Source organism: Limimaricola cinnabarinus LL-001 (genome assembly GCF_000466965.1).
Taxonomy (GTDB): Bacteria; Pseudomonadota; Alphaproteobacteria; order Rhodobacterales; family Rhodobacteraceae; genus Limimaricola; species Limimaricola cinnabarinus.
On record NZ_BATB01000077.1, the window covers coordinates 1 to 12,087 of the forward strand.

Annotated in this window: 12 protein-coding genes and 1 pseudogene; 8 read left to right on the forward strand and 5 right to left on the reverse strand. The window is 67.8% G+C overall.

The features are described 5' to 3' along the window. The first annotated feature begins 262 nt into the window (after positions 1-262). The 4 genes from MBELCI_RS16580 to MBELCI_RS16595 are packed head-to-tail and all read left to right on the forward strand — an operon-like array spanning position 263 to position 3,681. Positions 263-931 carry an SRPBCC family protein gene (locus tag MBELCI_RS16580; RefSeq protein WP_021695400.1) on the forward strand — a complete coding sequence of 223 codons (669 nt, stop codon included), beginning with the start codon at positions 263-265 and terminating at the stop codon, positions 929-931. Positions 932-941: 10 nt separating this feature from the next. Further along, positions 942-2,126, forward strand: a complete 1,185-nt coding sequence (locus tag MBELCI_RS16585; protein WP_021695401.1) for a zinc-dependent alcohol dehydrogenase — start codon at positions 942-944, stop codon at positions 2,124-2,126. Then, positions 2,123-2,911 carry an SDR family NAD(P)-dependent oxidoreductase gene (locus MBELCI_RS16590; protein WP_021695402.1) on the forward strand — a complete coding sequence of 263 codons (789 nt, stop codon included), beginning with the start codon at positions 2,123-2,125 and terminating at the stop codon, positions 2,909-2,911. Before MBELCI_RS16585 ends, MBELCI_RS16590 begins: the two co-directional genes overlap by 4 nt. Then, positions 2,911-3,681, forward strand: a complete 771-nt coding sequence (locus tag MBELCI_RS16595) for an SDR family NAD(P)-dependent oxidoreductase (protein ID WP_052512763.1) — start codon at positions 2,911-2,913, stop codon at positions 3,679-3,681. The genes MBELCI_RS16590 and MBELCI_RS16595 overlap by 1 nt, the downstream gene beginning before the upstream one ends. 87 nt (positions 3,682-3,768) lie before the next feature. Here the strand turns inward: MBELCI_RS16595 and MBELCI_RS16600 are convergent, their stop codons facing one another. The 5 genes and pseudogenes from MBELCI_RS16600 to MBELCI_RS16620 form a co-directional block, all read right to left on the reverse strand. Then, positions 3,769-4,158: an antitoxin Xre/MbcA/ParS toxin-binding domain-containing protein gene (locus MBELCI_RS16600; protein ID WP_021695404.1), complete on the reverse strand. Its 390-nt coding sequence runs from the start codon at positions 4,156-4,158 to the stop codon at positions 3,769-3,771. 140 nt (positions 4,159-4,298) lie between these two features. Continuing rightward, on the reverse strand, positions 4,299-5,060 hold the full coding sequence (locus MBELCI_RS16605; protein WP_021695405.1) for an ATP-binding cassette domain-containing protein: 762 nt from the start codon (positions 5,058-5,060) through the stop codon (positions 4,299-4,301). Continuing rightward, positions 5,057-6,001, reverse strand: a complete 945-nt coding sequence (locus tag MBELCI_RS16610) for an iron chelate uptake ABC transporter family permease subunit (RefSeq protein WP_021695406.1) — start codon at positions 5,999-6,001, stop codon at positions 5,057-5,059. Before MBELCI_RS16610 ends, MBELCI_RS16605 begins: the two co-directional genes overlap by 4 nt. Beyond that, positions 5,994-6,937, reverse strand: a pseudogene (locus MBELCI_RS16615) (iron chelate uptake ABC transporter family permease subunit). Before MBELCI_RS16615 ends, MBELCI_RS16610 begins: the two are co-directional and overlap by 8 nt. A gap of 4 nt (positions 6,938-6,941) precedes the next feature. After that, positions 6,942-7,835, reverse strand: coding sequence for a siderophore ABC transporter substrate-binding protein (locus MBELCI_RS16620; RefSeq protein ID WP_021695408.1), 894 nt, complete (start codon positions 7,833-7,835; stop codon positions 6,942-6,944). A 47-nt stretch (positions 7,836-7,882) separates the two neighbouring features. Here MBELCI_RS16620 and MBELCI_RS16625 point away from each other — a divergent pair, with 47 nt between their 5' ends. The 4 genes from MBELCI_RS16625 to MBELCI_RS16640 all read left to right on the forward strand — a co-directional run. After that, complete coding sequence (locus tag MBELCI_RS16625; protein ID WP_369385481.1) at positions 7,883-8,230, forward strand: DUF2218 domain-containing protein; 348 nt, start codon at positions 7,883-7,885, stop codon at positions 8,228-8,230. A gap of 423 nt (positions 8,231-8,653) precedes the next feature. After that, positions 8,654-9,640, forward strand: coding sequence for an ABC transporter ATP-binding protein (locus MBELCI_RS16630; RefSeq protein ID WP_021695410.1), 987 nt, complete (start codon positions 8,654-8,656; stop codon positions 9,638-9,640). Positions 9,641-9,698: 58 nt separating this feature from the next. Next, entirely contained in the window at positions 9,699-10,739 is a 1,041-nt protein-coding gene (locus MBELCI_RS16635) for an ABC transporter ATP-binding protein (RefSeq protein ID WP_021695411.1), read from the forward strand. A gap of 28 nt (positions 10,740-10,767) precedes the next feature. Then, the coding region (locus MBELCI_RS16640) for an ABC transporter substrate-binding protein (protein WP_045320388.1) at positions 10,768-12,087 on the forward strand (1,320 nt) is incomplete at its 3' end.

The following is a 12,087-nucleotide window of genomic DNA, read 5'->3' on the forward strand; positions in this document are numbered from 1 at the left end:
GGCCGGTCGCGACCCTGATCCATGACCGCCGCGTCCGCGATCCTCGTTCCGGTCCCGATGGCCTTGCGAGACGAGAACGCAGCCCCAACCCGTCATGACCTCAGACCCTCTGTTTGGTTCGTACCATTCCGTCCCGACCCCGGCCTGATGGCGCCAAGTTACAACTGAAAGGGGAACCTCGGTTCCGTCTCACGGTTCGTGTGGCATGGGCCCCGTGGACAAGGACCGCGCCACGCGACGACGCGAAGGAGGACAACCTGTCATGACCTATAGGACATTCGAAAGCGACAACGCGATGCGCCGCACGCGCCGCGCCGGCCCGCCGGGCGGCGCGGGGCTGGCCATCGGGCTGGGGCTCGTGCTGCTCGGCGGTCTCGCCGCGCAGCAATACGCCAGCCGCCAGCAGGAACGCCACCCCGCCGACAGCGCGCCCGGACGCACCGCACGCCAGAGCCGCTTTGGCGGCTATGCCGTCACGGGCCGCTCGGTGACGATCAACCGGCCCCGTCAGGAGATCTACGAGTTCTGGCGCGATTTCGGCAATCTCGCGCGCTTCATGGAGAGCGTCGAAAGCGTGCACGAGGTGGGCGACATCTCGGTCTGGACGATCGCGGCGCCGATGGGCCGTTCGGTCGAGGTCAGGACCCGCATCGTGCAGGACCGCCCCGGCGAGGAAATCGCATGGCGCGCGACCGATGACAGCCAGATCGACACCGAGGGCAAGGTGATGTTCCGCGACGCCCCCGGCGATCGCGGCACCGTGGTCGAGGCGGTGGTCGCCTATCGCCCGCCGATGGGAGAGCTGGGCCGCATCGTCGCCAAGCTGTTCCAGGCCGAGCCCGCCATACAGGCCCGCCGCGACCTCAAGCGGCTCAAGATGCTGCTGGAGACCGGCGAGATCGCCACCAACCGCAACCGCAACGACGCCTGAGGAGCATGCCATGCGCGCACTGACCTATCACGGCAAGCACGACGTCCGCGTCGACACCGTTCCCGATCCCGAGATCGTCAATCCCCGCGACGCGATCATCGAGGTGACCTCGACCGCGATCTGCGGCTCGGACCTGCATCTCTACGACGGGGTGATCCCCGGCGTGATGTCCGGCGACATCCTCGGCCACGAATTCATGGGCCGGGTGGTGGATGTCGGTCCCGGCTCGACTTTGAAGAAGGGCCAGCGCGTCGTCGTGCCCTTCACCATCTCCTGCGGCCAGTGCTTTCACTGCAAGGTCCAACAGTTCTCGGCCTGCGACAACTCCAACCCCGCCGAGAAGCAGGACCTGACCGAGCCGCTCTATGGCCACCCGCTATCGGGCTTGTTCGGCTACAGCCACCTCACCGGCGGCTATCCGGGCGGTCAGGCGGAGTATGTCCGCGTGCCCTATTCCGATGTCGGCCCAATCGTCATTCCCGACGGGATGGAAGATGACGAGGTGCTGTTTCTTTCGGACATCCTGCCCACCGGCTGGATGGCGGCCGAAAACGCCGACATCACCGCGGGCGACACGGTGGCGGTCTGGGGCTGCGGGCCGGTCGGGCTCTTTGCGGTGCAGAGCGCCAAGGTGATGGGCGCGCACAAGGTGATCGCGATCGACCACTACCCCAACCGGCTGGATCTCGCGCGCAAGATGGGCGCCGAGGTGATCGACTATTCCCAGACCAACGTGCTCGAGGCGCTGATGGAGATGACCGGCGGCATCGGTCCCGACGCGGTGATCGACGCGGTCGGCATGGAGAGCCACGGTTTCTCACCCGACAACGTGTTCGACACGATCAAGCAAAAGGTCGGCGTGGGCGCCGACGCGCCGCATGCGCTCCGGATGGCGATCCTTGCCTGCCGCAAGGGCGGTCGCGTGTCGATGCCCGGCGTCTATGGCGGCTTTGCCGACAAGTTCCCGCTTGGCGCGCTGATGGAAAAGGGGCTGCAGCTTCGGACCGGCCAGACCCATGTGCAGCGCTATACCAATGACCTGCTGCGCCGGATTCAGGAGGGCGAACTCGACACCACCTTCATGATCTCGCACCGTCTGCCGCTCGAGGAGGCGCCGCGCGGCTACGACAACTTCGCCAACAACCAGAACGACTGGACCAAGGTGGTGCTGAAGCCCGGCACGGCGACGGTATGAGCCGGTCGGGACATTTCGCGGTCGTCACCGGTGCCTCGACCGGCATCGGTTTCGAGCTGGCCCGGCTGGCGGTCGAGGATGGGCATGACGTTCTCATCGTGGCCGAAGAAGCCGCGATCAAGGCGGCAGGGGCGAAGCTTTCGACAGCCGCCGCCGCCGCGGTCGAGACGCTGCGCGCCGATCTCGCCACCGAGCATGGCGTGGCCGAGCTGTTCGAGCGGATCGGGGCGCGGCGGGTCGATTACTTCATGGCCAATGCCGGTGTCGGTCTGGGCCATGCCTTCCTCGATCAGGAATGGGACGAGATCGAGCGTGTGATCGACCTCAACGTCAAGGGCACCACCGCGACCTTGCAGCGGGTGCTGCGCGACATGGTGGCGCGCGGCCAGGGGCGGGTGCTCGTCACCGGCTCCATCGCCGGGATGATCCCGGGCAGCTATCAGGCGGTCTACAACGCCTCCAAGGCCTATCTCGACAACCTGTCGCTGGCGCTTGGATCGGAGCTCGATGACACGGGCGTCACCGTCACCTGCCTGCGCCCCGGCCCGGTCGATACGCCGTTTTTCGAGCGCGCCCACATGGAGGACACGCCGGTCGGGCAGGACGACGGCAAGGCCGATCCGGCCAAGGTCGCCCGCGACGGCTACGACGCCATGATGAAGGGAGAGTCCGGCATCACTTCGGGCTTCATGAACAAGGTGCAGGCGGCGCTGACCGGCGTGCTGCCCGAGCCCGTGCTGGCGCAGATGCATCGCCGCATGGCCGAGCCCGAAGGAGAGGAATGATGGCAGGCAAGGGATTGGCGGTCGTCACCGGCGGCTCCTCGGGCATCGGCTACCAGCTCGCCCGGATCGCGGTGGAGGAGGGCTATTCCCTCGTCCTCTGCGCCCATGGAGATGACCTCGACAAGGCGGCCGGGCAGCTGCGCCGCTTGGGCGGCGAGGTCGATGCGGTGCGCGCGGACCTCTCGACGCGCCACGGGGTCGAGGCGCTTTGGTCGCACCTGCAGGGGCGCGAGATCGAGCTGTTCTTCGCCAATGCCGGTCTGGCGCTCGGCGATCCCTTCATCGAGCAAAAGTGGGAGGATGTCGCCGACCGGATCGACCTCAATGTCAAGCAGACCACTTCGATGATCCACAAGGTCGGACGGGTGATGCGGGCGCAGGGACGCGGGCGCATCCTCGTCACCGGCTCGATCGCGGGGCAGGTGCCGGGGCCTCACAACGCCGTCTATAACGCCACCAAGGCCTATGTGAACGGTCTCGCCTGGGCGCTGTCGGACGAGTTCAAGGAAACCGGGGTGACGATCACCTGCCTGATGCCGGGGCCGACCGACACGCCGATCTACGACAAGGGGCTTGAGGACACGGCGCTGCACGACATGCCCAAGGTCGACCCGGACAAGGTCGCACGCGAAGGTTGGGACGCGATGATGGCGGGCAAGGTCGATGTGGTGCCGGACCCGGCGAGCCGGCTGGTCAGCCTGTTCTCGGGCGTGACGCCCAAGGCGATCGGCAACCGCCTGAACGAGATGATGGCAAAGCGCCGGGACTGAAATCCCGTCGCGCGAAGGCATCTTCGCGCGACGAACACGGTATCTTCCGATCCGCCAAGCGCGACAGGCGACCCATGGCGGCCTGCGTCAAACGGCGTGCGAATAGTCCAGCCGCATCATGGCGACCTGCCGCGCGGCGGCGATGACGGCGCCCGGATCGTCGCGCAGCCGCTCGCAGGGCCTGTGGCCGCCGAGCGCCTCGCTGGGGGCGTGCAGCCATGCCAGCATGTCTTCGGCATCGCAGGCCGGTCGCAGCGCCATGATGATGTCGCGCATCGCGGCGACGGGAAGCCCGGTCTGGTCGAACTGCCATGCGGGATAGGTGGTCGTGCCCTTTCGGACGACCCCGATGATCCGTCGTTCCGTGGCCCAGCTTCGCGCGATGGTCGCACCAAGCGGCACCCATCGGCGCAACGCTCCGGCGACGCCCGCCGCGTCCAGCATCACGCTCTCATCCGCACTCGAGAAATCACTCACGACACATCCTCCCTGCGATTCTCACTACAGGCGAGTTGACCTTGGGGCAATGCATCGTGCGGATACGGACGGTGCCGCACCGATCGTGCCACCCTGACGAAGGAACGGCCTCGCGAAACCCGCGAGCCGCGCCCGGATCGTCAGGCCGGAAGCACCACGTCCGCGCCCTCGACCTCGCGCAGCTTCAGCCCGGTGTCGAACAGATCGCTCAGCACCCTGTCGCGCATCACCTCCCGGCGCGGGCCGGAGGCCGCCAAGTGCCCCTGCTTCAACGCCACGACGCGGTCGGCATACCGCGTCGCCATGCCGAGATCGTGCAGCACCACCACGACGCTGCGTGGCGCAACCGCGTCGTGCGACATGGCGACGAGCGCCTCCATGACCTCTCGCGCATAGCGCGGATCGAGCGCGCTCAGTGGCTCGTCGAGCAGCACCAGCGGCGTGGCCTGCGCGTGGGCCATGGCGATCTGGCTGCGCTGGCGCTGGCCACCCGAAAGCGAAGATACGGGCCGCTCGGCCAGCTCGTTCAGGCCGAACAGCGAAAGCGCCCCGGCCACAGCCGCTTGGTCGGCCGGTCCGGGGCGGCCCCGGTGATGCGGCCAGCGGCCAAAGCCGACCAGATCGCGCACCGTAAGCCGCGACGCCTGCGCCTGATCCTGACCGAGAAACGCCAGCCGCAGCGCCCGCGCCTGCGGCCGCATCGCGTGCAGGTCGCAACCGTCGAGCCGCACCCGGCCCGCCATCGGCGAAACGAGTCCGGCCATCGCCAGCAGCAGGGTCGACTTGCCCGCGCCGTTCGGCCCGATCAAAGCGGTGATCCCGCCAGAGGGCAGCGACAACGAAAGATCGTGCAGCACCGGCGTGCCGTCGCGCTCGACCCGGAGGTTCTCGATCTCGATCATCTCGCGGCCTTTCTCAGCACGAGGGCGAGAAACACCAGCCCGCCCAGGAATTCGACGATCACGGCCAAAGTGGACTCGAAGCCCAGGAGCCGTTCGAACAGGAACTGCCCCGCCACGAGGATCAGTGCGCCGAGCCCGGCGGCGGCAGGCAAAAGGGCGGCGTGGCGGGGATGGCCAAGCAGCGCGTGTGCCAGCGCGGCAGCGAGCAGCCCGAGAAAGGCGACCGGCCCGACAAGCGCGGTCGAGACCGCCACCATCACCGCGATCAGCGCCAGCACGCCGAGCAGCAGCCGGTCGAAGTCGAGGCCCAGCGTGATCGCCTTGTCGCGCCCCAGTAGCGCCAAATCGAGCCGGGAAGAGAGCCGCCAGGCGATCAACAGCGCGAGGGCGAGGAGCGGCCCCGCGAGTGCCAGTTGCGCGCGATCCACGGCGCCGAAGCTGGCGAAGCTGGCCTGCTGGACCACGGCGAATTCGGATGGCTCCAGCAGCCGTTGCGCAAAGCCCGACAGCCCGCGCAGCATCACCCCGAGGATCAGCCCACTCAGCACGAGGCGGATCAGGTCCCCGGCGCCGCGCCGCAACAAAAGCCCGAACAGCGCGACACCCGCCCCGGCGAGGCAGGCGGTCTCGATCAGGAAGGCCGGAAGCGTCGGCAAGGTAGCATAGCCCGCGCTGCCGAGGGCAAGCACCAGCATGGTCTGGAGAAACACGAATAGCGCGTCGAAGCCGACGATGCCGGGCGTGATCAGCCGGTTGCCCGCCACGGTCTGGAACAGCACCGTCGCCGCGCCGCTCGCGGCACCGACCACGACCAAGGCGGCCAGCTTCGTGGCGCGCAACGACAGGATGAAACCCATCGGCGCGTGCAGGTTCCACAGCAGAAAGGCGGCGCAGCCAAGGGCCAGCAGCAGCGCCAGCGGAACCAGGCGACGTTCAGCCATGCGCGACGCGACCCGCGCGCGGCGCATGCAGCAGCCACAAGAAGATTCCGGCCCCCGCCACGGCAAAGATCGTCCCCGCCGGAATCTCGTAGGGAAAGCGCACCAGCCGTCCGATCACGTCGGCGGCAAGCACCGCTCCACCGCCCGAAAGGGCGATCAGCCCCAGATTGGCGCGAAGGTTGTCACCGCGCCAGCGCGACACGATGTTGGGCACCACGAGACCGACGAAGGGCAGCGCCCCGACGGTGACCACGACCACCGCCACGGTGACCGAAACGATCCCGAGACCGAGCGCGAGGTCTGGCAGTAATCGAGGCCCAGCGAGCGCGCCTGCGCCTCGCCCAGCCCGAGGATCGTGATCCGGTCGGCGACGCACCAAAGCAGCAGGCCCAGCCCCGCCACGATCCACAAGAGTTCGTATCGGCCGCGCAGCACGCCCGAGAACTCGCCCGCCGTCCATGCGCCGAGATATTGCAGAAGGTCCGTCACCCAGGCCCCCCAGAGCGCCGCGGCCCCCAGGATGCCGCCATAGACCAGCCCCACCAGCGGCAGCAGCACCGGGTCGCGGCGCGGCACGTGGTGCGCCAGCGCCAGAAATCCCAGCGTGCCCACCAGCGCGGCCATGGCGGCGGCCCCCATCTTGAGGAGGATCGGTGCGCCCGGCGAGACGATTGTGATGCCCAGAAGCCCGATCATCGCCGCCTCCGGCGTACCGGTGAGGCCGGGCTCGACCAGCCGGTTCTGCACGGTGAGCTGCACCACGACCCCCGCAAGCGCGAGCCCGGCCCCCGCGAGCAGCGCCGCCGCCGTACGCGGCCAGCGGCTGATCGCCAGAAGCAGCCCGGCATCGGTGCCGCCGCCCGACAGGTCGGCGACACCGATGCCGAGGCTCGCCCCGATCAGCAGGGTCAGGAACAGAACCAGCCAGATGCGCATGGGACTACCGCGAGAAGCCCGCTTCGATCTGGTCCAGCGTGCCCATCAGCGACCGGATGCCGCCGCCCGCGAGGTAGAGCGGCGCGCTGTCGAGATAGAGGATCTGGCCGTTCTGCGCGGCCTTGGTGCCCGCGACCAACGGGTTGTCGAGCGTGGCCTGCGCGGCCTCTCCCTCCTGCCCAATGGCGGCGCCGCGGTCGATGACGAGGATCCAGTCGGGGTCGACCTCGGCGATGAACTCGAAGGAGACCGCTTCGCCATGGGTGTCGGCGTCGAGCTCGGGAAAGGCCTCGGGCAGGTCCAGCGCCGCATGCAGCCAGCCAAAGCGCGACTCCGCCCCATAGGCCGAGAGCTTGCCGCCATTGGTGAGCAGGATCAGCGCGTCGCCCTTGTCGGCCACCGCCTCCTGGACTTCGGCGATCCTGTCGTCGAGCGCCCCGGTCAGTTCGGCCGCCGCATCCGCGCGATCGAAGATCTCGCCATAGGTGGCGACGCGGGCGCGGGCCTCGTCGATGAGCGCTTCGCCCGTGATCGTCATGTCTATGGTCGGCGCCACGGCCGAAAGTGGTGTCACCACGGTTTGCGAGCGGCCCCCGGCGACGATCAGGTCGGGGGACATGACCGCCAGCGCCTCGTAATCGGGCTCGAACAACGTGCCGACCCGCGCGACGCCCTCCATCGCGCCCTGAAGATAGGCCGGCGGGGTGATGTCGGGCACGCCAGCCAGTTCGACGCCGAGGGCGTCCAGCGCGTCGATTGCGGCGAGGTCGAGCGCCACGACTGTTCCGGGGTTCGACGGCACGGTCGCGTCGCCGGTGGCAGTCGAGACGGTCAGGTCGGCAGCGAGAGCAAGGCCTGGCACCCCAAGGGCGGCAAGGCTGGTGACAAGGATCTTCATGAAGCGTCTCCGGGGTCGAGGAAGCCTTGTCAGCGACGGGCTGGACAATGACTACTGTTTCGATCAGGTTTATCCCGACAAATGAACTCGGGAATAAATGGATGCAAGACCGAATTTTCGACGAGGGGCGTTTCGAGACCCCGAATGCCAGCCGCTATCTCCGGCAGCTCTGCAAGCATTTTGCGCACAAGGTCGCTGCAGACTGGGACACGGAACGCGGTCGGGTGGCCCTGCCGATCGGGCCGGTCGAAATGGTGGCCACGCCGGAGGAGCTGATCGTGACGGTGGCAGCCGAGGACGAGGAGGGACTCGCCCGCGCCCGGCAGATCATCGACGACCACCTTGTCCGGTTCGCCCATCGAGAGCATTTCTCGGAATTGTCCTGGCGGGGTTGAGACGGTCCTTTCGGTGACGCGCGCCGCCCTCGGTATGCGCCGCCGCGTCCCGGCGGTGTCTCGTCACGAGGCCCTCGGTCCCCGGTTCCAAGGCGACGTGCCCGATTCAGTGATCCGGCCCTCCCCATCGCGTTGACTGGTCCCGTAAGGCGCGGTTCTCAGGGCGACCCCGATCATCGCCCTTTCATGCTGCCGCATGTCTGCGGACCGTCGCGAGCGACGGCCTGTCATTCGCGCCATGCCGAACCAATTGGCGACCATTGATCGGAACGGCGGATTCCGATGCACCGCGGACCCTGCCGCAAGATTGCATAAAAACAGGGTTGCCAGATCGATCCCGGCCTGCCACCAATTCGGCATTGGTTTCTGAATGGGTTTGTGTCGCCAAGGCGCCAGACCTATCCGCAGAGGGAAACGTGCAAGATGGCCGAGCCGCTTCTGGACGTGAAGAACCTGCAGTTCCGCTTTCGGGGACAGGATCAGGACGTGGTGCAGGATGTCTCGTTCCGGGTCGGCCGCAACGAGACGCTGTGCATCGTAGGCGAGAGCGGCTGCGGCAAGAGCGTCACGGCGCTGGCGCTGATGGGCCTCCTGCCCAAGGACGACGTGCGCTTCGGTGGCGGCGAGGTCCGCTTCGACGGCGAAAGCTTCGCGCCGTCCGATCAAGGCCGCATCGCGCAAATGCGCGGCGACCGGATGGCGATGATCTTCCAGGAGCCGATGACCTCGCTCAACCCTGCCTTTCGGATCGGCGACCAGATCGCCGAAGCCGTGGAGCGGCACCGCCAATGCGGGCGCGCGGCGGCGCGGGCACGGGCGCTCGAGATGCTCGCGAAGGTGGGCATTCCCGCGCCGGAGCAGCGGCTCGACGAATATCCGCATCAGCTTTCGGGGGGCATGCGGCAGCGGGTGATGATCGCAATGGCGCTGGCCAACGACCCCGAGCTTCTGATCGCCGACGAGCCGACCACCGCGCTCGACGTGACGGTGCAGGCGCAGATCCTCGATCTCATTGCCGAGCTTCAGGCCGAGACCGGCATGGGCACGATCATGATCACCCATGATCTCGGCGTGGTGGCCGAGATCGCGACCGATGTCGCGGTGATGTATGCGGGTCAGGTGGTCGAATACGGGCCTGCCGAAGCGATCTTCAACGACCCGCAGCATCCCTACACCATCGGGCTGATGGCCTCGGTGCCGACACTCACCGGGCCGCGCCGCCGCCTCTCGACGGTACCGGGATCGGTGCCGAGCATCGGGCAGATGCCGGAAGGCTGCCGGTTCTCTTCGCGTTGCCCCTTCGCGGCCCCGGTCTGCGGCACTCGGCCCCCGCTGCGCGACATTACCCCCGGCCACCGCGCCGCCTGCCATTTCGCACCGCTGGAACTGCACCTGGAGCGCAGCGCATGAGCGACATCCTCCTCAAGGCCGAAGGGCTCAAGAAGCATTTCACGTCGGCGGCGGCTTCATGGCCGAAACCAAGGTGGTGCGCGCGGTCGACGGCGTGTCGATCGAGGTGCGGCGCGGCGAGACCTTCGCCATCGTCGGCGAAAGTGGCTGCGGCAAGTCCACGCTGGCGCGGCTCCTGATGCGGCTTCTGGAACCGACCGAGGGCGCGATCGCCTTCGAGGGGCGCGACATCGCGGGCATCCGGGGCCGCGATCTGCGCGAGTTGCGCCGCGACATGCAGTTCGTGTTCCAGGACCCGTTCTCCTCGCTCAACCCACGCATGAGCGTGGGCAAGCTGGTGGGCGAGCCGATCGAGACGCACCGCCCCGAATTGTCGCGCATGCAGCGCCGGGCCGAGGTGGCACGGCTGCTGCGCACGGTCGGCCTGCGCCCCGAGCACGCAGACCGCTACCCGCACGAGTTCTCGGGCGGGCAGCGCCAGCGCATCGGCATCGCCCGCGCGCTCGCCTCGAACCCGCGCCTCGTGATCGGCGACGAACCGGTTTCGGCGCTCGATGTCTCGGTGCAGGCGCAGGTGGTGAACCTGCTGCACGATTTGAAATCCCGGTTCGACATGACGCTGGTGATCATCGCCCACGACCTCGCGGTGATCCGGCACATGAGCGACCGCGTCGCGGTGATGTATCTCGGCCAGGTGGTCGAAAGCGGCCCCACCGACGAGATCTTCGCGCGGCCGCGTCACCCCTACACCATGGCGCTTCTTTCGGCGATCCCCGAGGCCGCGCATGGCCGCGCCAAGACGCGGCTCGCGCTGTCGGGAGAGACCCCGAGTCCGGCGAACCCACCCTCGGGTTGCCGCTTTCACACCCGCTGCCCCTTCGCACGAGAGGACTGCGCGGCGCGCATCCCCGAACTGCGCCCGGCGGCGGACGAAACCCGCGTCGCCTGCCATTACTGGCAGGAGATCGCGGCCACGCGCCCGTCGGCGGGCCTCACCCCCGCCGACGGGCGCAGCGAAGGCGCGCAAAGACGCTTCGCCCTTTACGAGGCAGCCACGCAGGCACCCGAGAGTAAAACGGCGACCAACGCCGAAGCCTGAACATCGACCGACAGACAGAGGTAAACGCATGACTTTTCGCAAGACCACGCTGCTCGCGGCCCTGCTGAGCGCCACCGCGCTCTCGGCGCAGGCGGCCGATTTCCGTTTCGCGCTTGAAAGCGATCCGGACGTTCTGGATCCAGACCAGTCGCGCACCTTCGTGGGCCGCATCGTCTATACCGCGCTGTGCGACAAGCTGGTGGACATCACGCCCGAGCTCGAGATCGTGCCGCAGCTCGCCACCGAGTGGAGCTGGAACGAGGACGGCACCCAGCTCACCATGACACTGCGCGAGGGCGTGACCTTCCATGACGGCACCCCCTTCGACGCCGAGGCCGTGGCCGCCAATATCGAGCGGTCGCAGACCATGGAGGAGAGCCGCCGCAAATCCGAAGTCGCCTCGATCTCGGGCACCGAGGTGCTGGGCTCCCACGAGATCCGCATCGATCTGAGCCAGCCCGACGCCACGCTGCTCGCGCAGTTCGCCGACCGCGCGGGCATGATGGTCTCGCCCACCGCCGCCGAAGAAGCGGGCGCCGATTTCGGTCTGAACCCGGTCTGCTCGGGCCCCTTCAAGTTCGAGGAGCGGGTGGCGCAGGACAAGATCGTGCTGTCGAAATTCGCCGAGTACTGGAACGCGGACGAGATCCACTTCGACACCGTCACCTACCTGCCGATCCCCGACAGCACCGTGCGTCTCGCCAACCTGCAATCGGGCGATGTGGACGCGATCAACCGCCTCGCCGCCACGGATGTGGCGCAGGTACGCAACGATCCGTCCCTGCAGGTCGAGGAGGCCGTGTCGCTGGGCTATCAGGGCATCACCTTTAACATCAACAACGGCGATCGCGGCGACAACCCGTGGGGCAATGATGCGCGGCTGCGCAAGGCGCTGGAGCTGGCGATCGACCGCAATGCCATCAACCAGGTCGTGTTCGAGGGCACCGCGCCCGCCGGCAACCAGGCTTTCCCGCCGAACTCGCCATGGTACGACACGAGCATTCCCGTGCCCGAGCGCGACGTAGAGGCGGCCCGCGCGCTTCTGGCCGAGGCGGGCTTCGCCGACGGCATCGATCTCGAGGTGCAGGCGCCCAACTCGCCGGTCAACCTGCAGCTCATGCAGGTGATCCAGTCGATGGCCGCCGAGGCGGGGATCAACATCTCCATCACCTCCAAGGAATTCGCCACCATGCTGTCCGACCAGACGGCGGGCGACTTCACCGCGAGCCAGGTTGGTTGGTCCGGCCGGGTCGATCCGGATGGCAACATCCACCAGTTCATGACCACCGATGCGGGCCTCAACGACGCCAAGTATTCCAATGAGGAGGTCGACCGCCTGCTCGACGAG

Excerpts from the sequence above, each read along its gene's own strand:
- MBELCI_RS16620 (WP_021695408.1), bottom strand. The coding sequence starts at position 7,835 with ATGAAGATCCTTGTCACCAGCCTTGCCGCCCTTGGGGTGCCAGGCCTT.
- MBELCI_RS16610 (WP_021695406.1), bottom strand. The coding sequence starts at position 6,001 with ATGGCTGAACGTCGCCTGGTTCCGCTGGCGCTGCTGCTGGCCCTTGGC.
- MBELCI_RS16635 (WP_021695411.1), top strand. The coding sequence starts at position 9,699 with ATGGCCGAAACCAAGGTGGTGCGCGCGGTCGACGGCGTGTCGATCGAG.
- MBELCI_RS16605 (WP_021695405.1), bottom strand. The coding sequence starts at position 5,060 with ATGATCGAGATCGAGAACCTCCGGGTCGAGCGCGACGGCACGCCGGTG.
- MBELCI_RS16625 (WP_369385481.1), top strand. The coding sequence starts at position 7,883 with ATGACTACTGTTTCGATCAGGTTTATCCCGACAAATGAACTCGGGAAT.
- MBELCI_RS16590 (WP_021695402.1), top strand. The coding sequence starts at position 2,123 with ATGAGCCGGTCGGGACATTTCGCGGTCGTCACCGGTGCCTCGACCGGC.
- MBELCI_RS16630 (WP_021695410.1), top strand. The coding sequence starts at position 8,654 with ATGGCCGAGCCGCTTCTGGACGTGAAGAACCTGCAGTTCCGCTTTCGG.
- MBELCI_RS16580 (WP_021695400.1), top strand. The coding sequence starts at position 263 with ATGACCTATAGGACATTCGAAAGCGACAACGCGATGCGCCGCACGCGC.
- MBELCI_RS16595 (WP_052512763.1), top strand. The coding sequence starts at position 2,911 with ATGGCAGGCAAGGGATTGGCGGTCGTCACCGGCGGCTCCTCGGGCATC.
- MBELCI_RS16585 (WP_021695401.1), top strand. The coding sequence starts at position 942 with ATGCGCGCACTGACCTATCACGGCAAGCACGACGTCCGCGTCGACACC.